The 20,412-nt window shown below is 66.6% G+C and carries 24 protein-coding genes; 14 read left to right on the top strand and 10 right to left on the bottom strand.

The window, feature by feature from the left end; genetic code table 11:
• Positions 1-45 precede the first annotated feature (45 nt).
• From SSO01S_RS08415 to SSO01S_RS08385, 7 genes are all read left to right on the top strand, one after another.
• Positions 46-708 (top strand): energy transducer TonB, encoded by a 663-nt coding sequence (locus SSO01S_RS08415; protein ID WP_066798065.1) that lies wholly within the window; start codon positions 46-48, stop codon positions 706-708.
• A 61-nt stretch (positions 709-769) separates the two neighbouring features.
• Complete coding sequence (locus SSO01S_RS08410; protein ID WP_066798063.1) at positions 770-1,120, top strand: hypothetical protein; 351 nt, start codon at positions 770-772, stop codon at positions 1,118-1,120.
• Positions 1,117-2,058 carry a bifunctional diaminohydroxyphosphoribosylaminopyrimidine deaminase/5-amino-6-(5-phosphoribosylamino)uracil reductase RibD gene (ribD, locus tag SSO01S_RS08405; protein ID WP_083942934.1) on the top strand — a complete coding sequence of 314 codons (942 nt, stop codon included), beginning with the start codon at positions 1,117-1,119 and terminating at the stop codon, positions 2,056-2,058. The genes SSO01S_RS08410 and ribD overlap by 4 nt, the downstream gene beginning before the upstream one ends.
• Complete coding sequence (locus SSO01S_RS08400; RefSeq protein WP_066798059.1) at positions 2,058-2,666, top strand: riboflavin synthase; 609 nt, start codon at positions 2,058-2,060, stop codon at positions 2,664-2,666. The genes ribD and SSO01S_RS08400 overlap by 1 nt, the downstream gene beginning before the upstream one ends.
• Complete coding sequence (gene ribB / locus SSO01S_RS08395) at positions 2,653-3,789, top strand: 3,4-dihydroxy-2-butanone-4-phosphate synthase (protein ID WP_066798057.1); 1,137 nt, start codon at positions 2,653-2,655, stop codon at positions 3,787-3,789. The genes SSO01S_RS08400 and ribB overlap by 14 nt, the downstream gene beginning before the upstream one ends.
• On the top strand, positions 3,789-4,208 hold the full coding sequence (ribH, locus tag SSO01S_RS08390; protein ID WP_066798055.1) for a 6,7-dimethyl-8-ribityllumazine synthase: 420 nt from the start codon (positions 3,789-3,791) through the stop codon (positions 4,206-4,208). Before ribB ends, ribH begins: the two co-directional genes overlap by 1 nt.
• 5 nt (positions 4,209-4,213) lie before the next feature.
• Positions 4,214-4,687 carry a hypothetical protein gene (locus SSO01S_RS08385; protein ID WP_066798054.1) on the top strand — a complete coding sequence of 158 codons (474 nt, stop codon included), beginning with the start codon at positions 4,214-4,216 and terminating at the stop codon, positions 4,685-4,687.
• Positions 4,688-4,821: 134 nt separating this feature from the next.
• On the opposite strand, the gene SSO01S_RS08380 is transcribed toward SSO01S_RS08385, so the two are convergent.
• Positions 4,822-5,910: an alkene reductase gene (locus SSO01S_RS08380; protein ID WP_066798051.1), complete on the bottom strand. Its 1,089-nt coding sequence runs from the start codon at positions 5,908-5,910 to the stop codon at positions 4,822-4,824.
• Positions 5,911-6,012: 102 nt separating this feature from the next.
• Here SSO01S_RS08380 and SSO01S_RS08375 point away from each other — a divergent pair, with 102 nt between their 5' ends.
• The 5 genes from SSO01S_RS08375 to ssb all read left to right on the top strand — a co-directional run bounded on the left by SSO01S_RS08375 (position 6,013) and on the right by ssb (position 10,316).
• A complete protein-coding gene (locus SSO01S_RS08375) occupies positions 6,013-6,876 on the top strand; it encodes a DMT family transporter (protein WP_439646556.1) in 864 nt (287 codons plus the stop codon).
• Positions 6,876-7,532, top strand: coding sequence for a COQ9 family protein (locus tag SSO01S_RS08370; RefSeq protein ID WP_066798047.1), 657 nt, complete (start codon positions 6,876-6,878; stop codon positions 7,530-7,532). The genes SSO01S_RS08375 and SSO01S_RS08370 overlap by 1 nt, the downstream gene beginning before the upstream one ends.
• Positions 7,533-7,576: 44 nt before the next feature.
• Complete coding sequence (locus tag SSO01S_RS08365) at positions 7,577-7,834, top strand: FeoA family protein (RefSeq protein WP_083942933.1); 258 nt, start codon at positions 7,577-7,579, stop codon at positions 7,832-7,834.
• Positions 7,835-7,839: 5 nt separating this feature from the next.
• Positions 7,840-9,684: a ferrous iron transporter B gene (feoB, locus tag SSO01S_RS08360; protein ID WP_066798044.1), complete on the top strand. Its 1,845-nt coding sequence runs from the start codon at positions 7,840-7,842 to the stop codon at positions 9,682-9,684.
• A gap of 92 nt (positions 9,685-9,776) precedes the next feature.
• Entirely contained in the window at positions 9,777-10,316 is a 540-nt protein-coding gene (ssb, locus tag SSO01S_RS08355) for a single-stranded DNA-binding protein (RefSeq protein WP_066798041.1), read from the top strand.
• Between the two features lie 17 nt (positions 10,317-10,333).
• Here the strand turns inward: ssb and SSO01S_RS08350 are convergent, their stop codons facing one another.
• The 5 genes from SSO01S_RS08350 to SSO01S_RS08330 all read right to left on the bottom strand — a co-directional run bounded on the left by SSO01S_RS08350 (position 10,334) and on the right by SSO01S_RS08330 (position 15,493).
• Positions 10,334-11,194: a pirin family protein gene (locus tag SSO01S_RS08350; protein WP_066798039.1), complete on the bottom strand. Its 861-nt coding sequence runs from the start codon at positions 11,192-11,194 to the stop codon at positions 10,334-10,336.
• Position 11,195: 1 nt separating this feature from the next.
• Positions 11,196-11,783, bottom strand: coding sequence for a methionine biosynthesis protein MetW (gene metW / locus SSO01S_RS08345; protein ID WP_066798036.1), 588 nt, complete (start codon positions 11,781-11,783; stop codon positions 11,196-11,198).
• Positions 11,780-12,211, bottom strand: coding sequence for a GNAT family N-acetyltransferase (locus tag SSO01S_RS08340; RefSeq protein WP_066798033.1), 432 nt, complete (start codon positions 12,209-12,211; stop codon positions 11,780-11,782). The genes metW and SSO01S_RS08340 overlap by 4 nt, the downstream gene beginning before the upstream one ends.
• A complete protein-coding gene (gene metX, locus SSO01S_RS08335) occupies positions 12,211-13,329 on the bottom strand; it encodes a homoserine O-acetyltransferase MetX (protein ID WP_066798031.1) in 1,119 nt (372 codons plus the stop codon). The genes SSO01S_RS08340 and metX overlap by 1 nt, the downstream gene beginning before the upstream one ends.
• 562 nt (positions 13,330-13,891) lie before the next feature.
• Positions 13,892-15,493 carry a flavin monoamine oxidase family protein gene (locus SSO01S_RS08330; RefSeq protein WP_066798028.1) on the bottom strand — a complete coding sequence of 534 codons (1,602 nt, stop codon included), beginning with the start codon at positions 15,491-15,493 and terminating at the stop codon, positions 13,892-13,894.
• A gap of 84 nt (positions 15,494-15,577) precedes the next feature.
• On the opposite strand from SSO01S_RS08330, the gene hisC reads away from it, so the two are divergent.
• Together hisC and SSO01S_RS08320 are read left to right on the top strand one after the other, a co-directional pair.
• On the top strand, positions 15,578-16,672 hold the full coding sequence (hisC, locus tag SSO01S_RS08325; RefSeq protein WP_066798024.1) for a histidinol-phosphate transaminase: 1,095 nt from the start codon (positions 15,578-15,580) through the stop codon (positions 16,670-16,672).
• Positions 16,672-17,580 (top strand): prephenate/arogenate dehydrogenase family protein, encoded by a 909-nt coding sequence (locus tag SSO01S_RS08320; RefSeq protein WP_066798021.1) that lies wholly within the window; start codon positions 16,672-16,674, stop codon positions 17,578-17,580. Before hisC ends, SSO01S_RS08320 begins: the two co-directional genes overlap by 1 nt.
• Here the strand turns inward: SSO01S_RS08320 and SSO01S_RS08315 are convergent.
• From SSO01S_RS08315 to ftsE, 4 genes are read right to left on the bottom strand one after another with little or no spacing between them, the layout of a single operon-like run.
• Positions 17,577-18,257: a lysophospholipid acyltransferase family protein gene (locus SSO01S_RS08315; protein WP_066798018.1), complete on the bottom strand. Its 681-nt coding sequence runs from the start codon at positions 18,255-18,257 to the stop codon at positions 17,577-17,579. The genes SSO01S_RS08320 and SSO01S_RS08315 overlap by 4 nt on opposite strands.
• Complete coding sequence (locus tag SSO01S_RS08310) at positions 18,257-18,787, bottom strand: YdcF family protein (RefSeq protein ID WP_066798015.1); 531 nt, start codon at positions 18,785-18,787, stop codon at positions 18,257-18,259. The genes SSO01S_RS08315 and SSO01S_RS08310 overlap by 1 nt, the downstream gene beginning before the upstream one ends.
• Positions 18,784-19,668, bottom strand: a complete 885-nt coding sequence (locus SSO01S_RS08305; RefSeq protein WP_066798012.1) for a cell division protein FtsX — start codon at positions 19,666-19,668, stop codon at positions 18,784-18,786. The genes SSO01S_RS08310 and SSO01S_RS08305 overlap by 4 nt, the downstream gene beginning before the upstream one ends.
• Positions 19,668-20,369 carry a cell division ATP-binding protein FtsE gene (gene ftsE / locus SSO01S_RS08300; protein WP_066798009.1) on the bottom strand — a complete coding sequence of 234 codons (702 nt, stop codon included), beginning with the start codon at positions 20,367-20,369 and terminating at the stop codon, positions 19,668-19,670. The genes SSO01S_RS08305 and ftsE overlap by 1 nt, the downstream gene beginning before the upstream one ends.
• Positions 20,370-20,412 lie beyond the last annotated feature (43 nt).

Here is a 20,412-nt window from a genome sequence, read left to right as displayed (position 1 = left end):
CTGAAGCCGGCACGTGACCGGCAAGTGGAGATGGAGTGCAACGCCATGTATGCCAGTCAACGCTACGTCCCCCGTGCCCCGCGCTCGATCAGCCTGGGCGGTTCGCTCGCCATCAGCGGGCTGCTGCTCGTGGGGCTCACGACGTTCCTGCCCAATATCGTGCCCGGTGTGCGTCCCAAGTCCATCACGATCGTGGATTACAAGGATCCCGCTCCGCCGCCGCCTGAGTCTGTTCCCCAGCCGGAGAGCGCCCCTCGTCCAAGCCAGCCGGAGCTCTATATTCCCCAGCCGCCGATCCCCCAGCCGCAGCAGCCCGTAATGTCCGGGACAACGGTGATGCCGGTCGATCTCCCCGGGCCGGTGATCATCGACAATCCCGGGCCAACCGTGATCGCGGAGCCGTTGCCGCCGCTGCCCCCGCTGATCGCGGCCCAGCGCGATCCGCGATTCGCCGACGCCTATCAGCCGGAATATCCGTCTTCCGAGCTTCGTGCCCAACGCGATGGCACGGTATCGGTCCGGGTGCTGATCGGAACCGATGGCCGCGTGAAGGCGGTCGAACAGGTCAGCGCAACGAGTGCAGCCTTTTTCGAAGCGACGAAGCGGCAGGCGCTGAACAAGTGGCGCTTCAAGCCCGCGACGCGGGGCGGCGTGCCGCAGGAAAGCTGGAAAACGATGAGCGTGCGCTTCGAACTCAAGAATGCCTGAAGCGCAACATGGGATGCGGGGGCTGGCTCCCGGGCCTCCGCATCCCTATCTTCGGAGCAATATGAGCATATTCACGCGCTTCTCGCCGCTACGGGCCTTTCGCGATCTCCGGGCGTGGCTGGCGTCGCGCAAGCCTTATGAAGTCGGCTTCCTGGCGCTTTCGATCGCGACGACCTGGACGGTGATCCTCGTCTTTTCGAGCGATACCAATGTCGCGCCCGAATATGTCGAGCCGGACATCATCTATGTGCAGAGCTACGCCGCAAACCGTACCGATGCGGAGATCATCGCGCAGCAGAAGATCGACCTGCCCAAGGAGCAGGCACGGAAAAAGGCGATCGAGGACGCGCAGGAAAAGCGGCGCCAGGAATTCAAGAAGATCGACGACAAGCTGAAATCGTGGGGGATCTGAACGACTCGCGCTGGATGGCCGCAGCCTGCGCGCTTTCGGAGCGGGCGCGCGGGCGGACTGCGCCCAATCCCAATGTCGGCTGCGTGATCGTATCAAAGGGTCGCGTGGTCGGGCGCGGCTGGACCCAGCCCGGCGGTCGCCCGCATGCCGAGGCCGCGGCGCTGGCGCAGGCGGGGGAAAAGTCGCGCGGCGCAACTGTCTATGTGACGCTCGAGCCCTGTGCCCATCAATCGGACCGGGGCCCCGCCTGTTCCGATCTCCTGATCGCCGCTGGTGTGGCCCGGGTGGTGATCGCGCTGGAGGATCCCGATCCGCGAACCAATGGCGCGGGCGCGGCGCGGCTGCGCGAGGCTGGCATTGAGGTCACGGAGCGCGTCGGCACGCCTGCCGCGCGGCAGGCGATGGCGGGCTTCCTGACCCGTCAGGCCAAGGGCCGCCCGCATGTGACGCTCAAGCTCGCCACTTCGCTCGATGGCCGGATTGCTTTGGCCTCTGGCGAAAGCAGATGGATCACCGGGGCTGCGGCCCGCGCGCATGCGCATCTCGAACGCGCGCGGCATGAGTCGATCCTCGTCGGGCGCGGAACCTGGGACATGGATTCTCCCGCGCTCGATGTACGCCTGCGGGGTCTCGAAGCGCGCTCGCCGCGCAGGCTGGTGCTTTCCGCATCGGGCGAGGTGAGATCTCCCGGCGACATCGCCCATCTCGAGGGCGACCATCTGCTGGTCGAAGGGGGCGCGGAGACGGCGGCATCGTTCCTGCGCGCGGGACTCATCGATCGCCTTTTGCTCTATCGCGCGCCCATTCTGATCGGCTCGGGCAAGGCTGCGCTGGGCGATATCGGGATGGGTTCGCTGGCCGAGGCGCATGGCCGTTGGCGGCTCACCGACGAGCGGCAGCTTGGCAGCGACCGGCTAGAGGTCTACGCGGCACAATAATGTTCACGGGAATCGTCACCGACATCGGCACCATCGAGGTCGCAGACACGCGGGGCGACCTGCGCGTCCGCGTCACCTGCGGCTATGACACCGCCGGCATCGATCTGGGCGCGTCGGTCGCCTGTTCGGGTGTCTGCCTCACCGTGGTCGACAAGGGGGCGGGCTGGCTCGCCTTCGACGTGTCGGGCGAAACCGTCTCGCGCACCGCCACCGGCATGTGGGCCGCGGGCCGCCGCATCAATCTGGAGCGGGCGCTTCGGCTCGGCGACGAACTGGGCGGGCATATCGTTACCGGCCATGTCGACGGCATCGGCACCGTCGCCAGCGTGACGGAAGAGGGCGGATCGCACCGCGTCGTCATTGCCGCCGGCCCCGATCTAGCTCCGTTCGTCGCGCCCAAGGGCTCGATCACGATCGACGGCGTGTCGCTCACCGTAAACGCGGTGCGCGACACTGCGAACGGCTTCGAATTCGACCTCAACATCATCCCGCATACCGCTGCGGTGACCACGTTCGCGACTCTGGCTGCCGGCCAGGCGGTCAATATCGAGATCGACGTGCTCGCCCGCTATCTGCAGCGCATGGAGGCCCTTCGTGGCAAAGCCTGAAATCGCTCGACTGAAGCACGCATTCCTGTCCTCGCCCGAAGAGATCATCGACGAGGCGCGCAACGGCCGGATGTTCATCCTGGTCGATGACGAGGATCGCGAGAATGAAGGGGATCTCATCATCCCGGCCCAGATGGCGACCCCCGACGCGATCAACTTCATGGCCAAATATGGCCGCGGCCTAATCTGTCTCGCGATGACCAAGGAGCGCGTCGAGCAGCTCGGACTCGGCCTGATGAGCCGCAACAACGGCACCCGCCACGAAACCGCCTTCACCGTCTCGATCGAAGCGCGCGACGGCGTCACCACCGGCATCTCCGCCGCAGACCGCGCGCGCACCGTCTCGGTCGCGATCGACGCGGCAAAGGGCAAGGAAGAGATCGTCACCCCCGGCCATGTCTTCCCATTGGTGGCGCGCGACGGCGGCGTGCTGGTCCGCGCCGGCCATACCGAAGCGGCGGTGGACGTCGCGCGGCTCGCCGGGCTCAATCCCTCGGGCGTGATCTGCGAGATCATGAACGAGGATGGCACGATGGCGCGGATGGACGATCTCGTCTCCTTCGCGCAGTTCCACAATCTCAAGATCGGCACGATCCGCGATCTGATCGCTTATCGCCGCCGCAAGGACCATCTCGTCGAGAAGCGCGCCGAAACCCGCTTCACCAGTGAATGGGGCGGCGACTGGACCGCGATCACCTTCTGGAACAAGGCCAGCGAGAGCGAGCAGGTCGCGCTGGTCAAGGGCAAGGTCGATCCGGCGCGGCCAACGCTGGTGCGCATGCACGCATTGTCGCCCTTCAGCGACATCTTCGGCGAAGGCGGCGCGCGCGGCGGGCTGCTCCGGCGCTCGATGGAGATGATCGGCCGCGAAGGCGCCGGCGTGGTCGTGCTGATCAGCCATGCCCGGCCCGACAAGTTCACCGTCTCGCTCCAGGCGCGCTCGGGCGAACTGCCCGCCGCCGATATGGACGAATTGCGCGATTACGGCGTCGGCGCGACCATCCTTACCGAGCTGGGCGTGCGCGACATGGTGCTGCTCACCAACACCCACCACACGCTGGTCGGCCTCGACGGGTACGGCCTGTCGATCGTCGGCGAACGCGCGATCGACGGAGCGGCCTGATGGCGAATGTGCTGATCGTAGAGGCTCGCTTCTACGCCCATCTGAACGACCTGCTTCTCGAAGGCGCGACTGCCGCGATCGAAAAGGCGGGGCACAGCTACGAAGTGATCACCGTTCCCGGCGCGCTCGAGATTCCGGGCGCAGTGGCGCTTGCGGTCGAGAGCGAGCGCTATGACGCCTATGTCGCGCTCGGCGTGGTGATCCGCGGCGAGACCTATCATTTCGAAATCGTCGCGGGCGAAAGCGCGCGCGGCCTGATGGCGCTGTCGCTGGATGGCGTCGCGATCGGCAACGGCATCCTTACGGTCGAGAATGAAGCACAGGCGCTGGCCCGCGCCCGGCCGGACGAGAAGAACAAGGGCGGTGAGGCTGCCGAAGCGGCGCTGGCGATGCTCGCGCTTCAGGCAAGGTTCGGCTGAGTCGCATGGATGCGCCGCGCACCCGCTACAAGGTGGTGGAGCGCGGACGGCGGCTGGAAGTCGTCGATACCTGGAACGGCAACGCGCCGGTGCGCCCCTTCGCTGATCCAGCGCCTGCGCCACGGCGCGATCTGAAGGCGGCGGCGCGGGCGGTGCGGCGATCGCGGGTCGAACGCACGAGCGCGTCGACGCTCGATCAGCGCGGGGCTCGCTTGCTCCACACCAAGCCGTGGTATGATGACAAGGGACCCCGGCAGATCGCGGTGTCGCTGGCGGGTCAGGAAAAGTTGAAGGGCCTGCGCATCGTGGCAGTTGCGATGGCGCTGATCGGCATGGTGCTGATCTTCTTTTTCTGGCCGCTCCTGTTCATTCTCCCGTTCCTCTTGATGAACGAGGCGACGCAAAAGAACCTCCGCGCCGCATCGACGCGATTCCTCGACGAGCTCAACCAGCCCGGGAACGGATATCCCGGCGCGTAGAGCCGTCCGGCGGGGTCGCGCCGGATCGATTGGCCGTCATCCCCGCGAAAGCGGGGACCCAGAGCCAGGCAGCGCGCCGCTGGGTGCCCCCGGAGTCCGTGCTTTCGCGGGGATCGGGTTCAAGAAGTCCGGATCTAGCTCCCGGCCAGGACGAGTGACGGATAATCGGTATAGCCCTCGGTGCCTTGCGTGTAGAACGTCGCCACATTGGGGGCGTTGAACGGCGCGTCGCGGCGCAGGCGCTCGACTAGGTCGGGGTTAGCGAGGAAGGGGCGGCCAAAGGCGATGCCGTCGGCCAGGCCTGATGCGATCTCCTCCTGCGCGCGCTTCAGATCATAATCCTGGTTGAGGATCAGCGGCCCGTGGAACACCTGCCGGATCGCGGGCGAGACGCGCGGCTGGTCCGAGCTGCCAAAGGTGCCGGTGGGGGTCTGTTCGCGCAATTCCAGGAACGCGATGTTCTGGTCCGACAGCCATTTAGCCGCGGGCACGAACACCGATGCCGGATCGCTGTCGAAGACGCCCTGCGTGTCACCATTGGGCGAGAAGCGCACGGCGGTGCGCCCCGCACCCGCCTCCCCGATCAGCCGCGCGACGACTTCGCGAAGCAGGCGACCGCGATTTTCGGGGCTGCCACCATAATCGTCGTCGCGCAGATTGGAATTGTCGCGCAGGAATTGGTCGATCAGATAGCCATTGGCGGCGTGGAGCTGGACGCCGTCGAACCCGGCGCGGATCGCATTGCGCGTGGCCAGCGAGTAATCGTCCAGCGTGCGGGCGATGTCGTCCAGCGTCGCGGCGCGGGCCTGCGCATACGGCTGCTTGCCATTATAGGTGTGCGCCTTGTAGGGCGCTGTGGTCGCCGAGGCCGAGAGTGGCGCGGCTCCGCCCAGAAAATCGGGATGGACGATGCGGCCCATATGCCAAAGCTGGGTGAAGATGCGCCCGCCGGCCTTGTGCACCGCCTCGGTCACCGGCTTCCAGGCCTCGACCTGCTCATCGGTCCACAGGCCCGGGGCGTAGGGCCAGCCCAGCCCTTCGCGGCTGATGCCGGTGCCTTCGGAAATGATCAGCCCCGCAGCGGCGCGCTGCGCGTAATAATCCGCCATGATCGCCGTCGGCACATGTTCGCGCGTGCTCCGGCCCCTCGTCAGCGGCGCCATCAGGATGCGGTTGGGCGCAGCGACATCGCCCAGCTGGATCGGATCAAACAGGTTGGGCATGCGAAATCTTTCAGGTTGTGACGAGCGCGAGATAGGGCGCTAGGGGACAGCATGCATTACGACGCCGCCCCAACAAAAACTATTTCGCCGAGAAGCCGCGCGGTGATCGCGCTGGTGATCGCGAACGTCGCGCTCGCCTCAGGACCGCTGTTCGTGCGCGAGGCCGATGTTGGCCCGGTGGCGGCTGGCTTCTGGCGGATTGCGCTGGCCACCCCCGTGTTCCTCGCCATCGCGGTGATGATGGGGGACAAGCCGGTTTCAGGTGCGCGCGGGCTTTGGGGCGTGCTCGCGATCGCCGGGGTCGCCTTCGCCGCCGATCTTTCGAGCTGGCATGTCGGCATCCTCCACACCACGCTCGCCAATTCCACGCTGTTCGGCAACTCGGCGACGTTGATCTTCCCGATCTACGGCTTTGTTGCCGCGCGAATGTGGCCGACCCGGCTTCAGGGGCTGGCGCTGCTGCTCGCTGCCATCGGCGCGGCCTTGCTGCTTGGCCGTTCGGCGAGCCTTTCTGCGGACAATCTCACCGGCGATCTGCTCTGCATGCTCGCTGGCGTGCTCTACGCGGTCTATTTCGTCTTCATGGCGCGTGCCCGCGAACGGCTGTCGCCGATCACCGCGCTCGCGCTATCCTCGCTCGCCACGATCCCGCCCTTGCTGATTCTCGCATTGGCGATGGGCGAGACGGTGATGCCCGGCAACTGGACCCCGGTGGTCGTGCTGGCGATCGTCAGCCAGCTGATCGGGCAGGGCTGCATGATCTATGCGCTCGGGCATTTGTCGCCGCTGGTGATTGGGCTTGCGCTGCTGATCCAGCCGGTGGTGGCGGCGGCGCTCGGCTGGGCGATCTATGACGAGCGGCTGGCGACGGCGGACATTATCGGCGCGATCCTCGTCGCGGTCGCGTTGGTGCTGGTGCGCAGCAGCGAGGTTGCTTCGGCGGACAAGGAGCCTAAATCGGCATGATGGACCTGGCCGACGCGACTCTCGACGAACTGCGCTTCGCGCTTGCGCCGGCGGTGGCTGCCAATGCGGCATTCGATGGCTGGAGCGTCGCCGCGCTCGATACCGCCGCCGATGCGATGGGCGTCGATCACGATGTCGCGCGGCTCGCTTTTTCGGACGGCCCGGTCGCGATGATCGATGCGTGGTTCGCGTCCATCGATGCCGCGATGCTCGCCCGGCTGACCCCCGAAAAGCTCGCCGCGATGAAGATTCGCGCGCGAATCGCCGCGCTGGTGGAGGCGCGGCTCGATCTGCTCGCGCCGAATCGCGAATCGCTGCGCCGCGCGCTTGCCGTGCTGGCGCTGCCGCAAAATGTGGCGCGCGCGGCGAGGCTCGGCTGGCGCTCGGCGGACGTGATGTGGCGAGCGGCAGGCGATACCGCGACCGACTATAACCATTACACGAAGCGCGCCATGCTGGGCGGAATCTATGCCGCCACCGTCACCGTTTTCCTCGACGACGCCAGCGAGGGCCATGCTGAAACCCGCGCCTTCCTGTCACGCCGGATCGACGGGATCATGGCCTTCGAAAAGGCCAAGGCGCAGTGGCTCAAGCCCGCCGAGCATCATTTCAGCCTGTCGCGCTTCATCGGGCGCTTGCGTTATCCGGCGGTGTGATGACCCCTAGCGCTTGAGCGGCGTTATTGATAATCAATCGCATCATGAGTTCTTCAGCGTCAATTCCGGTGGGCGATCTGACCGCGATGCATCCGGGCGTCGTGAGCGCGATCGACTGGCACAAGTTTGCGGCGAATGAGGCACGGCGGTTGCGCGAGTTCGGGCTGGATGAGGGCGTCGAAGTCGAATTGCTCCAGCCATCCGGCTGGCTGGGTGGGCCGATGTCGCTCAGGATTGGGCGGATGACCGTGGCGCTGCGCAAGCATGTCGGCGACGCGATCCATGTGGTGCAGGCCGCCTGAAAACCATGGAAATGACACCTCTGATCGCGCTGGTCGGCAATCCGAATGCCGGCAAGAGTGCCTTGTTCAACGCACTTACCGGCGCGCGGCAGAAGGTCGGCAATTATCCTGGCGTCACGGTGGAGCGGCATTCGGGGCGAATGGCGCTCAACGATGGTCGCCCGGTCGAGCTGGTCGATCTGCCCGGCACCTACAGCCTCGATCCCTCCAGCCCCGATGAGCAGGTGACGCGCGACGTCGTCCTGGGGCGGCAGGAAGGCGAGCGGTTGCCCGATGCGCTGATCGTCGTTGCCGACGCCACCAATCTGGAAAACCATCTGCGCTTCGTACTCCAGTTGCGTGCGCTCGGACGGCCGATGGTGCTGGCGCTCAACATGATCGACATGGCGACGCGCGATGGCCTCACGATCGATATCGACAAGCTGTCGCAGGCGCTGGGTGTGCCGGTGGTCGCCACCGTGGCGGTGCGCAAGCGCGGGCTCGACGCACTCAAGGATGCGGTGGCGGGGCTGGCCGGTGCTGCGGACAAAGCCATGCCGGTGCTCGACGCCGACATCACCCATTTCCAGCGTGAGGCACGGCGGATCGCCGCGCAGGCAATCGTCGAGCAACCACGTTCGCGCATTTTCACCCGTCAGCTGGACCGCGTCGTGCTGCACCCGGTGCTGGGCCCTCTCATCCTGCTCGGCATCCTGTTCACGATGTTCCAGGCGGTGTTCAGCTGGTCCGAAGCGCCGATCGGCTGGATCGAGGGGTTCCAGGGCTGGCTGGCGGAGACCGCCACGGCCACGCTCCCCGACAATTTCCTGCGCGATCTGCTGGTCGAAGGCGTCATCAACGGGGTCGGCTCGGTCGTCGTTTTCCTGCCGCAGATCGTGATCCTGTTCTTCTTCATCCTCATCCTCGAAGCATCCGGCTATATGGTCCGTGCGGCGTTCCTGATGGATCGGCTGATGGCGGGTGTCGGGCTTTCGGGCCGGTCGTTCATTCCTCTGCTCTCCTCCTTCGCTTGCGCGATCCCCGGCATCATGGCGGCGCGTTCGATCGACGATCCGCGTGAGCGGCTGACCACGATCCTGATCGCCCCGCTGATGACCTGTTCGGCACGGCTTCCCGTCTATGCGGTGATCATCGGGGCTTTCATTCCCGCGCGCAGCGTGGGGCCGGGGGTCGGCTTGCAGGGACTGGTGCTGCTTGCCTTGTATCTGACCGGGATCGCCGGCGCGGTGCTCGCGGCGCTGGTGTTGCGGCGGACTGCTACGAAGGGCGCCGGCGGCGGCTTCATGATGGAGATGCCACGCTATCAGCTTCCCTCGATCCGCGACGTTGCGATCGGGCTGTGGCAGCGCGCTTATGTGTTCCTGCGCCGCGCTGGCACGATCATCATGGGGGTGACCGTCGTGCTCTGGGTGCTGACCTCCTATCCGGTCGCGCCCGAGGGGCAGAAACAGAGCGAATATTCCGTCGCTGGGCGCATTGCATCCGGCCTTGAGGTCGTTTTGCGCCCCATCGGCTTCAACCATGAAATTTCGCTAGCCGTGATCCCCGCCATGGCCGCCCGCGAAGTCGCGGTTTCGGCGCTCGAGACGGTTTATTCGATTGACGCCGAGGATGAAGAGGCTGGCGCACAGGCGCTCGGCACCCAGCTCTCCGCGCGCTGGTCGCTGCCCACCGCGCTCGCTTTTCTCGCCTGGTTCGTCTTCGCCCCGCAATGCCTGTCGACGATCGCAGTTGCCCGGCGCGAGACCAATGGCTGGAAATGGCCGACCGTGATGATCGCCTATCTGTTCGCCCTGGCTTACGTCGCCGCCGGGTTGACCTTCTGGACCGCTAAGGCGCTCGGGCTCTAGCGGTCCACAGCTTTTTGCTTGTCGAGTCTGTTGCCCGAAGCGTCTGCGCGGGTTAGCCCTTCGGCCACATCCTTTTTCAAGCGAGACAATTCATGGCGGGCAGCGTCAACAAGGTCATTCTGGTCGGTAACCTCGGCCGCGATCCCGAGAGCCGCAGCTTCCAGAACGGCGGCAAGGTCGTCGAACTGCGCATCGCCACTTCTGAAAGCTGGAAGGACCGCAACAGCGGCGAGCGCAAGGAGAAGACCGAGTGGCACACGGTAAAGGTCTTCAACGAAGGCCTCGCCAATGTAGCCGAGCGTTATCTGCGCAAGGGCAGCAAGGTCTATATCGAAGGGGCGCTCCAGACCCGCAAGTGGCAGGACCAGCAGGGCCAGGACCGCTATTCGACCGAGATCGTGCTACAGGGCTTCAATTCGGTGCTCACCATGCTCGACGGCGCGCCCGGCGGCGGCCAGGGCGGCGGGCGCAGCTCGGGCGGCGGTGACGATTGGGGCGCCAGCGGCGGCGATGATTTCGCCGGGCAGGCGTCTGGGCGGGGTGGGGGGAATTTCAACAGCGGGGCGCAGAAGGGCGGGAGCGGCTTCAGCGGCGGTTTTCCGGACGATTTGGACGACGACGTTCCGTTCTGATCGACGCCGCGCGCGCCTCAGCGCTCGACGATCTCGGCCACGCCGAACCTGCCCGCCTGATAATCGGCATAGGCCTGGTGTATTTCCTCTGCCGTGTTCATCACGAACGGGCCATGCGCGACGACCGGTTCGCCGATGGGTGCGGCATGGCCGAACAGGAACAGAGCGGGCTCCGGCGCGGCAACGGTGAGCGTTTCCCCCTCGCCAAGCTGCGCAAGATGGAAGCGCGGCACCGCAACGCCGCCCACCTCGATCGCGCCGCGCGCGCAATAGAGGAACACGTCGCGCCCGCTCAGTCCGTCGAAGCGGACCTCTGCCCCAGCTTCCGCATCCACCCAGCACAGGAAGGTGCCGGTAAGCGATTCGATCGGGCCGGCTGCCCCTGCATATTCGCCCGCGATCAGATGCACCGTCGCGCCGCGCGCGGAAACCATCGGAATCGCATCCGCCTGCGCGCCGAAATAGCGCGGCGGGGTCATCTTGAGCAGCGCAGGCAGGTTCAGCCATAGCTGGAGGATCTCCATCGCGCCGCCATCGCGCTTGAACGCGGCCGGCGAAACCTCGGCATGCACGATCCCGCTCCCCGCGGTCATCCACTGCACCCCGCCCGCGCGGATGATGCTTTCGTGCCCCGCCGAATCGGTATGCGCCAGCTCGCCCTCCAGGATGAAGGTCACCGTCTCGAAGCCGCGATGCGGATGCGGGCCAAAGGGAAGGCCGCGATTGCCCGGCGGATAGGTTTGCGGCCCGTGATGGTTGAGGAACAGGAACGCGCCGATATTGCCGATGCGCGGGCCGGGCAGCGGACGGCGGGTGATCAGATCGCCGATATCGTCGCGAAGCGCAGGGTGAATTCCGGTGACCGTCCGCGCGCGCATCTCATTTCCTCAGCAGGAACACGGCATGTTCGGCAAGCAGATTGGCCAGCCCCGCGCCGGTCTGCTTGTCCCCGGTCAGGAACCAGCAGCCTTCGATCCGGATCCCGCGTTCCTTCACCAGCGCCCGGAAATCATCGATGGTCACATGGTGGATATTGGGCGTCGCATACCATTTGAGCGGCAGCAGCCTGGTGACCGGCATCCGCCCGCCCCAGAGCAGCGAGGCGCGCACCCGCCAATGCGCGAAATTGGGGAAGGAGACAAAGGCCTGCCCGCCGATGCGCAGCAACTGATCGAGCACCCAGTCCGGCCGGCGCGTCGTCTGGAGCGTCTGGCTGAGGATCGCATAGTCGAAGCTGGCATCGGGATAATCGGCGAGATCGCTGTCCGCATCACCCTGCACCACCGAAAGCCCGCGCGCGACCGCCGAGGCGACGTCGCCCGCATTGAGCTCGAGCCCGCGCGCGTCGCATTGCCGTTCGTCGCGAAGCGCCGCCATCAGCGCGCCATCGCCGCATCCCACGTCGAGCACGCGGCTGCCCCTGGCGACATTGGCGGCGATGATCGCAAGATCGGGGCGCAGGCTCATCGCGTATAGACCTTGGCATCTTCGCGGACCATCAGCCGCTCGGGCGGATGCGGATAGGGCGTCCAGCCGAGCTTGGCATAGACCGGCTGCATATCCTTGGTGAACAAGACCCAGCGCCGCAGCCCCTGCAGATCGGGATGCGCGTGCAGCGCCTCGATCATCGAACGCGCGAGGCCCTTGCCGCGATGCGCGGGCAGCACGAAGACGTCGGCAAGATAGGCGAAGGTGGCGTGATCGGTGACCACCCGGGCGAATCCGACCTGCTCGTCCACCCCCTCCTCATCAGGCTCGAACGCGGCGACACACAGGCTGTTGGCGATCGCGCGCTCGACAATGTGGCGCGGAATGCCGACGGACCAATAAGCGCCGCTCAGGAATGCGTGGATCAGATCCACATCCAGCCCGGCCCTGTCGAACGAGATGCGCATCAATGGCCTCCCGCGCGCAGGAAGCCGCCGACCACCCGCGCCAGCTCGGGCGATTCGAGCAGGAAGGCGTCATGGCCGAAGGGCGAGCTGAGCTCGACAAAGCTCGCCGCCGCTCCCGCCGCATTCATCGCATGGACGATGCTGCGCGATTCGCTGGTGGGATAGAGCCAGTCGGTGTCGAAGCTGACCAGGCAGAAGCGCGTCGCCGACCCCTTGAAGGCGTTGGCCAGCGTGCCATGCTCTTCGGCAAGGTCGAAATAATCGAGCGCGCGGGTGATGTAGAGATACGAATTGGCGTCGAACCGCTCGACGAAGCTCAGCCCCTGATGGCGCAGATAGCTTTCCACCTGGAAATCGGCATCGAAGCCGAAGGTCTTTTGCTCGCGGCTTTGCAGCTTGCGGCCGAACTTGGCTGTGAGCCCCGCCTCGGAAAGATAGGTGATGTGCGCGGCCATGCGCGCGACCGCGAGCCCGGCGGCGGGCGGCGCGCCATCGGCATAATAATCGCCCTCGCGCCAGTTGGGATCGGCCATGATCGCCTGGCGGCCGACTTCGTGAAACGCGATATTCTGCGCCGAATGGCGCGCCGCGCTGGCGATCACCACGGCGGCCGCGACACGATCGGGCAGCGTCGCGGCCCAGCTCAGCGCCTGCATACCCCCCATCGATCCGCCGACCACCGCATAGAGCCGCGCGATGCCCAGATGATCGAGCAGCATCGCCTGCGCGCGGACCATGTCGCGGATGGTGATCACCGGGAAGGCCATGCCCCAGGGCTTGCCGGTCGCGGGGTTGACCGTCGCGGGACCGGACGAGCCGAGGCACGATCCGATCACGTTCGAGCAGATGACGAAATAGCGATCCGTATCGATCGGCTTGCCGGGCCCGACCATGCGGGTCCACCAGCCGGGCTTGCCGGTGACGGGATGATCCGACGCGACATGCTGGTCGCCGGTGAGCGCGTGGCAGATCAGCACCGCGTTGCCGGCATCGCCGTTCAGCGTGCCATAGGTTTCATAGGCAATGTCGACGGGCGACAGCAAAGCGCCGCCATCGAGGCGCAGCGGCCCCGGCATCGTGACGGTGCGGGCAAGGCCGAAACGCGGATCGTCGGACATGTCCTCGCGTTAAGGGGTGTCGCCAGACGGTGCAATACAACTCCCTCTCCCGCCGGGGGGGTATCACCTTGCGATCGGCATCAGCGACCGCGAGCGCATGGTGGAGTCGATTTCCGGCATTGTCGGCAAGCACTTTGCCTATCGGCGGTCTAACCGCGAAGGTACTCCCGTCAGGGCGTAAGAAGCATCACGGGCCGAAGCGAAAACGCCGGAAGGGCTAGCCGCCCTTCGGCCCCCGGTGCTTTGGGCCGCCCTTTGCGGCGGCATGAACAGCCGCTCGAAAACGCGCTTTACCATCGGAACGCAGTTCGATTGATTCTTCGTCACCCCGGACTTGTTCCGGGGTCCACGAAGCCCCGGGTGTTTGGGCTGGAGGCTCTTGTCCATCGAGTGCCGCCCGGTGGATCCCGGAACAAGTCCGGGATGACGGGTATCGACCTGGGGTATATCGGCTCCCCACCCAATCCCGGCCGTTCAGCCTTATTGCCGAAAGCGGTCGCTTAAAGGTTCTCAACCTGGCGCAGGCCTGTCGGCGTCCGCACCAGGGGTGTGGTATGTTTTGTCAAAGTGATACCCCCCCTCCGGGGGAGGAACCGGCGGCGCCTGGTTGAATCGGAGCCGCCCTGACGCCGGTGATCGCCTCTGCCGCCATCCGCCCGGTTTCCGCCGCGCCGTTCATATAGCCGGGGAAGGCGTCCGACAGATGCTCGCCGGCAAACCAGACGCGCCCGGCACTCGCCACCTGACGCTCGGCGGGGTTGTCCGAATCGATATAGAGCAGATGCGCGAAGCGGCTGAGCTGGCCGGGCGCATAGTTCACATAGGCGCCGAGCGTCAGCGCCTGGGCGTGCCAGTTGGTGCGTGCGAACGGCCCCGTCGCGGCTTCGATCAGCCCGGGGATCGCGGGCGCGGCGCTCGCGGCGAATTTCGCGGCCAGCGCGGACGGGGCGAGCGCCTGCGCGTCGCGCACTTCGTCGCCCCCCAGGAACCAGGTCCAGACCGGCGAGACGGCGTGCTCGTGGTGGACGCTGCCGTCCCAGCCCAGCGCCCAGCCGTCCTTCGCATCGGTCTGCCAGACTTCGCCGCCAATCCCCATCGGGCCCTTCCACGGCGTCGCACTGGTGCCCGACTGCACCTTTTCGTTCGATCCCAGCTCCATTTCGGCGATGAAGGCGCGCCATGCAGCGGGCAGGGGAAGGCGGAAATCGATCTGGCGCATCAGCGGCGCGGGCACCGTGACGATGACCGTATCGGCGTCTGCGGCGGTGCCGTCGTGGAAGCCAAGCCGTACCCCCGCGCCGCGCCGCTCGATGCGGGCAAGGCGCTTTCCGGTCTCGATCCGATCGGCATAATGCGCCGTCATCGCTTCGATCAGCGCGCTGCTGCCGCCCTGAATCACATAGCGTTCGTCCGAGCCGCCCAGCACTTCGACCCGCTCGCCATCCACGGTGGGCAGGTTGAAGATCAGACCGATGGCGGAGGCGCGGTCCGGCTCGACTCCATATTCGGTCCGGCTCGTCGCTTCGAGCAGCTGGCGCGCCCAGGGCTCGTGGATCAGCCCGGCATGACGCTCAAGATAATCATGGATCGAGATCGCATCGATCGCCTTCGAGATCCGCCCGGGATGCCTGTCCAGCAGGTCGGCATCCTTGCCGATCTGCGCCGCGATGCCGCGCAGGCCCTGGGCGAGCTCGGCTTCGCTGAGCAGCCGGCCATTGGCGAGCGTCAGCGTGTTGTGCGGATCGGCCTTGCGATCGACCAACGGCACGCCGAAGCGCCTGGCGAGGCCCTGCATGTCATAATGATCGGTGTTGACCAGCTGGCCGCCCACTTCGAACGTCCAGTCGCCCGATCTGTGGGTGAACATCCGGCCGCCGGTGCGGTTGCGGCCCTCATAGACATGCGCGTCCACTCCGGCCTCGCGCAGGTGATGCAGCGCGGAGAGCCCTGCGATGCCGCCGCCGATGATGGCGACGCGCCCCGGCGCGCGGGCGAATGCGGGCCGGGGCAGCGCAGCCGTCGCGCCGCCGGCGGCGATCGCCTTCAGCAGCGCGCGGCGCGTAGATGCGAAGGAACGTTGCACGGGCGGGGCTTCGCCCGCCTCCCGCAAATTGCTCCGTCGCGCCATCTCCAGTGCGCGCCAGAACATCTGGTTGCCCCGCATTGCCCCTCCTTGGCCCCGTATCGGTGGCCAGTTCTAGCGCGCTACCCTTGCCATCCGGTAACCGTTCGGCCAAGCCGCGCGGCCATGAACGCACCTGTCCCCAAGCCCTGGGTAATGGCCATCGCGCCTTATGTGCCCGGCCGCGCCACCACCGATTCGGGCAACCAAGCCGCGAAGCTTTCCTCCAACGAAAATCCCTTTGGCACGCCGGACGCGGCGCGCGCGGCCTATGCCAGCGCGGCGGATGAGCTCGAGCGCTATCCCGACGCCAGCGCGCACGATCTGCGCGAGGCGCTGGCGGCGCATTACGATCTGGATGCGGACCGGATCATCTATGGCACCGGCTCCGACGAGGTGCTCCATCTCGCGGCGGGCGCATATGCCGGGCCGGGCGACGAAGTGATCTATGTGCGCTTCGGCTTCGCGGTGTACGATATCGCGGCGCGGCGCGTGGGCGCGACGCCGGTGGTTGCGCCGGACAAGGATTATGCGACCGACGTGGACGCCATCCTGGCGCTGGTGACCGATCGGACGCGCGTCGTGTTCCTCGCCAATCCGAACAATCCGACGGGCACCTATACGCCAAAGGCCGATATCGCGCGGCTGCATGCCGGGCTGCCCGGCGATGTGCTGCTGGTGATCGATCAGGCCTATACCGAATATCTCGCGCCCGAGGACGATGATGGCGCGCTCGATCTCGCGCGCACCCAGCCGAACGTACTGGTCACGCGGACCTTTTCGAAAATCTATGGCCTGGCGTCCGAACGGATCGGCTGGGGCTATGGCCATCCGGACGTGATCGCGGCGATGCACCGCATCCGCGCGCCTTTCTCGTTCGGCATCGGCGCGGCGCGCGCGGCGATCGCGGCGCTGGGCGCGAAGGAGTTCGTCGAGCACAGCTATGGCCACAATGCGAAGTGGCGCGCATGGTTCGCCGATCAGATCGCGGCGATGAGCAACAAGGGGCTGCGCGCGGTGCCCTCTAAGGCCAATTTCCTGCTCGTCCTGTTCGAGGGCGAAGTGAGCGCCGAAACCGCATATAAGGGGCTGATGGACGCGGGCTATATCGTGCGCTGGCTGCCGGGGCAGGGGCTGGCCCACGGGCTGCGCATCACGATCGGCACCGAAGCGGAGATTACCGGCCTCACCGCGGCCTTGCGCCGGATCGTGGGGGCCTGATGCTGCCGTTCAGCCGCGTCACGATCGTCGGGCTCGGCCTGATCGGATCGTCGATCGCGCGCGGCGTGAAGCAGCATATGCCCAGCGTGCGGGTGACCGGCCATGACGCCGATCCGGGCGTCCGCGAGACCGCGGTGCGGATCGGGCTGTGCGACGATGTTGCCGATACGCCCGGCGCTGCGGTGATCGATGCCGATCTGGTGATCCTTTGCGTGCCCGTGGGCGCGATGGGCGATGCGGCGGCGGCGATCGGAGCGGACCTGCCCGCCGATGCGATTCTCAGCGATGTCGGATCGTGCAAGGAAAGCGTGATCGAGGCGGTGGGCGCGGCGCTGCCCCGCGCGGTGTTCGTGCCGGCGCATCCGGTGGCGGGGACTGAGAATAGCGGCCCCGAGGCGGGGTTCGCCTCGCTGTTCCGCAAGCGCTGGTGCATCGTCACGCCGCCAGAGGGCACCGATCCGCTGGCGATCGAGCGCGTCTCCGAATTCTGGCGGCGGCTGGGCGCGGAGGTCGAGCTGATGGCGCCCGCGCATCATGACCGGGTGCTCGCGATTACCAGCCATTTGCCGCATCTGATCGCCTATACGATCGTGGGCACGGCATCGGATCTGGAAGAGGTCACCCGGTCCGAGGTCATCAAATATTCGGCGGGCGGGTTTCGCGATTTCACCCGCATCGCCGCATCGGACCCCACCATGTGGCGCGACGTGTTCCTCGCCAATCGCGAGGGCGTGCTCGAGATGCTCCAGCGCTTCTCGGAGGATCTGAGCGCGCTGCAGCGGGCGATCCGCTGGGGCAAGGGCGACGAATTGTTCGACCTGTTCACCCGCACCCGCGCCGTGCGCCGCTCGATCATCGAACAGGGGCAGGACGACGCAGCGCCCGATTTCGGCCGCTCGCACGACTAGTTCAGCGCGTTGATCGCTTCGTGCACGCGCGCCTCGATTTCCGGGCGGGGCAAGCCGGGCGGAATGGGTTCGCCGAACGAAACGATAACCGTGCCCGGCCGCTTCAGCCCCTTTTTGGGCCAGACATGCCCGCTCTTCACGGCGATCGGCACGACCGGCAAGGCAAGGATGCGGTAAAGCCCGGCAAAGCCCGAGCGCAATTTGGGCCGCTCGCCGGGCTGCGTCCGCGTGCCTTCGGGGAAGATCAGCACCGATCGGCCCTGGGCCAGGGTTGCCTTGGCGCCCTTCATCATCGATCGAAGCGCGCTCGCATTCGCCGCGCGATCGGCGACGATTCCACCGTAACGCTGCACCGCCCATCCCCAGATCGGAATCCGCGTCAGCTCCTGCTTCAGCACCGGCGCGGGCGAGCCGAGGCGCGGGGTGAGCTCCACCGCTTCGAAATTGCTTTCATGCTTCGCCGCGAAGAATACCGGCCCGGCGGGCGGCTGCCCCTCGACGCGGACGCGGATGCCGAGAATCCAGCGCGCGCACCAGATCATGTATCGCGCCCAGGCGTCGCAATATCCGCGGAGCGCCGCCGCGCCGAACAGTCCGGCGATCGGCACGAACAGCACGAACGGCACCGAAACGCCGTAAAAGGCGATTGCGAACAGCAGATTGCGCAGCAGCAGCATCAGCCCGCGCCAAGCAGCAATGCGGCGCGGCGCACCAGATATTTGTGATATTCGCGAAACAGCATCGCGAAGCCGGGATGGCTCGGCACGGCATCGCCCACCACCTCGACGCCCGGCAATTGGTGCGACAGCTCGAGCTTCGCACGCGGCATATGCCAGTCGGAAGTGACCAGCCGCACGCTCTTATATTTGTGGCGCTCGACCCATTTGCGCGTCTCGTCCGCATTCGATCGTGTATCGACCGCCTGCCAGCCGAGATCGATCGAGCTGGCGAAGAGCTTCCGATCGATCTTGTACTGCGCGGCAAACTCGCCGGGACGGACGTCGGGATCGACGCCGCTTACCAGCATCCGCCGGGCGTCGCCCGCGCGCAGCACGGTCAGCCCGCGGGCAATGCGCCCCGATGCGCCCGTCAGCACGACGATCGCGTCGGTCTTGCGCCCCTCCAGCGGCTTGCCGAGCGACAGCATGAACGCAGCGAAGCCGAGCGCCCAGCCCATCAGCACCAAAGCGATGAACCGCCAGATCATAGCGTCTTGGCCAGGGCGCGGAGCACGGAGATGCGTGCGGCAAAGGTGGCGAGCAGGGCGAAGCCGATGGGCAGCAGAAGCAGCAGGAACCAGTCCCGCTGCTGCAAGGCAACGCCGCTGAGCATCTCGGAGCCGAGCGCGCCCATCCTAGATTGCAGGAACCAGACGACGCCGAGCGCCGCGCCGCTGCCGAGCAGTCCCCCGGCCAGCGTGTCAAAGGCGATGCGGCGTTGAAACAGGCGGGCGATCTGCAGGTCGGTCGAGCCCAGCATGTGCAGCACCTCGATCGTGTCGCGGTGCGTATCAAGCCCCGCCCGCGCCGCGAGCAGCACGACGGTGGCGGTGGCCGCAGCGATCAGCAGCATCAATCCCACCGCAAACCAGCTCATGGTCGACATGAAGCTGCGCACCGGTGCCAGCCATTGGGCGTGCCGATCGATCCGCGCATTGGGATCGATCGCACGGGCGGCGCGCTCGACCGCGCCCACATCGCCGCCGCGCATCTCGACATCGATCATCGCGGGCATCGGCAGGTCGGGATCGAGCCCCGCGTCGCCGAGCCAGGGCTTGAGCAGCTCCGCCAGCCGCGCCCGGTCCGCCTCGGTCGCGCGGGTTACGCCGGGTACCCTGGCCAGCGCCGCGACCATCGCCGCCGCCTGGCTGTCGCGGATCTGCGTATTGGGCTCGACGATCTGCACGGTCAGCCGCCCGGCAAGCTGGCGGTCGAGCTGCGCGGTCGCGGTGAACATGCCCAGCCCCAGCGCGCCCGCCAGCACGGTCAGGAACAGCATGATCGCCATGATCCACGTCATCGCGCGCGTGCGGCGGCTCTCGTCGAGCAGGCGCTTGTCGGGTGCGTTGGGGTTTAGGCTGAAGCGCATCAACGCTCGCCCGGCGGATTGCGCAGCGCGCCGGTCGGGTCGTTCAGCCGCCCCTTCTCGAGCCGCATCATATGCGCGTTGGGAATGCGATTCAGCAGGTGGAAGTCGTGCGTCGCCACCACAACGGTGGTGCCCAGCCGGTTGAGCGAATCGAACAGGTGCAGCAGCCGTTCGGCCATGTCGGGATCGACGTTTCCGGTGGGCTCGTCGGCAACAAGAATTTCGGGACGCCCGATCACCGCGCGCGCGATCGCGATCCGCTGTTGCTCGCCGCCCGAAAGCGTCGGCGGCTTGGCCTTGCCGCGATCGGTGAGGCCGACCCAGGCGAGCATCTCGCGCACCGGCGCCTCGATATCGCTTTCATGCACCCCGGCAACGCGCAGGGGGAGCGCGATATTGTCATAGGCCGAAAGGTGCGGGACCAGCCGGAAATCCTGGAAGACCACGCCGATCCGGCGGCGAAAGCCTGGCAGCCGAGCGCGCGGCAGCGCGCCGGCATCCTCGCCGAACAGGCGGATCACCCCGCGCGTCGGCCGCTTGGCGAGGTAGAGCATCTTGAGCAGCGAGGTCTTGCCCGCGCCCGATGGGCCGGTGAGGAAATAGAAGGCACCGGAATTGAGCGACATGGTGATGTCGGACAGTGTTTCCGCGCCGGTGCCATAGCGCAGTCCGACATTCTCGAATTGCACGATGCTGGCCATGGCGCATGCCATCGCACACAGGATTGTCTTGCTCAAGCGGGCG

This window comes from Sphingomonas soli NBRC 100801, assembly GCF_001591025.1.
GTDB classification, from domain to species: Bacteria; Pseudomonadota; Alphaproteobacteria; order Sphingomonadales; family Sphingomonadaceae; genus Sphingomonas; species Sphingomonas soli.
This window is presented reverse-complemented; position numbering and strand designations above follow the sequence as displayed.

What these genes read in the sequence shown, in the direction of transcription:
- SSO01S_RS08415 (WP_066798065.1), top strand. Translation starts at nt 46, where the DNA reads ATGTATGCCAGTCAACGCTACGTCCCCCGTGCCCCGCGCTCGATCAGC.
- SSO01S_RS08410 (WP_066798063.1), top strand. Translation starts at nt 770, where the DNA reads ATGAGCATATTCACGCGCTTCTCGCCGCTACGGGCCTTTCGCGATCTC.
- SSO01S_RS08400 (WP_066798059.1), top strand. Translation starts at nt 2,058, where the DNA reads ATGTTCACGGGAATCGTCACCGACATCGGCACCATCGAGGTCGCAGAC.
- ribH (WP_066798055.1), top strand. Translation starts at nt 3,789, where the DNA reads ATGGCGAATGTGCTGATCGTAGAGGCTCGCTTCTACGCCCATCTGAAC.
- SSO01S_RS08385 (WP_066798054.1), top strand. Translation starts at nt 4,214, where the DNA reads ATGGATGCGCCGCGCACCCGCTACAAGGTGGTGGAGCGCGGACGGCGG.
- SSO01S_RS08380 (WP_066798051.1), bottom strand. Translation starts at nt 5,910, where the DNA reads ATGCCCAACCTGTTTGATCCGATCCAGCTGGGCGATGTCGCTGCGCCC.
- SSO01S_RS08370 (WP_066798047.1), top strand. Translation starts at nt 6,876, where the DNA reads ATGGACCTGGCCGACGCGACTCTCGACGAACTGCGCTTCGCGCTTGCG.
- SSO01S_RS08365 (WP_083942933.1), top strand. Translation starts at nt 7,577, where the DNA reads ATGAGTTCTTCAGCGTCAATTCCGGTGGGCGATCTGACCGCGATGCAT.
- feoB (WP_066798044.1), top strand. Translation starts at nt 7,840, where the DNA reads ATGGAAATGACACCTCTGATCGCGCTGGTCGGCAATCCGAATGCCGGC.
- ssb (WP_066798041.1), top strand. Translation starts at nt 9,777, where the DNA reads ATGGCGGGCAGCGTCAACAAGGTCATTCTGGTCGGTAACCTCGGCCGC.
- SSO01S_RS08350 (WP_066798039.1), bottom strand. Translation starts at nt 11,194, where the DNA reads ATGCGCGCGCGGACGGTCACCGGAATTCACCCTGCGCTTCGCGACGAT.
- metW (WP_066798036.1), bottom strand. Translation starts at nt 11,783, where the DNA reads ATGAGCCTGCGCCCCGATCTTGCGATCATCGCCGCCAATGTCGCCAGG.
- SSO01S_RS08340 (WP_066798033.1), bottom strand. Translation starts at nt 12,211, where the DNA reads ATGCGCATCTCGTTCGACAGGGCCGGGCTGGATGTGGATCTGATCCAC.
- metX (WP_066798031.1), bottom strand. Translation starts at nt 13,329, where the DNA reads ATGTCCGACGATCCGCGTTTCGGCCTTGCCCGCACCGTCACGATGCCG.
- SSO01S_RS08330 (WP_066798028.1), bottom strand. Translation starts at nt 15,493, where the DNA reads ATGCGGGGCAACCAGATGTTCTGGCGCGCACTGGAGATGGCGCGACGG.
- hisC (WP_066798024.1), top strand. Translation starts at nt 15,578, where the DNA reads ATGAACGCACCTGTCCCCAAGCCCTGGGTAATGGCCATCGCGCCTTAT.
- SSO01S_RS08320 (WP_066798021.1), top strand. Translation starts at nt 16,672, where the DNA reads ATGCTGCCGTTCAGCCGCGTCACGATCGTCGGGCTCGGCCTGATCGGA.
- SSO01S_RS08315 (WP_066798018.1), bottom strand. Translation starts at nt 18,257, where the DNA reads ATGCTGCTGCTGCGCAATCTGCTGTTCGCAATCGCCTTTTACGGCGTT.
- SSO01S_RS08310 (WP_066798015.1), bottom strand. Translation starts at nt 18,787, where the DNA reads ATGATCTGGCGGTTCATCGCTTTGGTGCTGATGGGCTGGGCGCTCGGC.
- SSO01S_RS08305 (WP_066798012.1), bottom strand. Translation starts at nt 19,668, where the DNA reads ATGCGCTTCAGCCTAAACCCCAACGCACCCGACAAGCGCCTGCTCGAC.
- ftsE (WP_066798009.1), bottom strand. Translation starts at nt 20,369, where the DNA reads ATGGCCAGCATCGTGCAATTCGAGAATGTCGGACTGCGCTATGGCACC.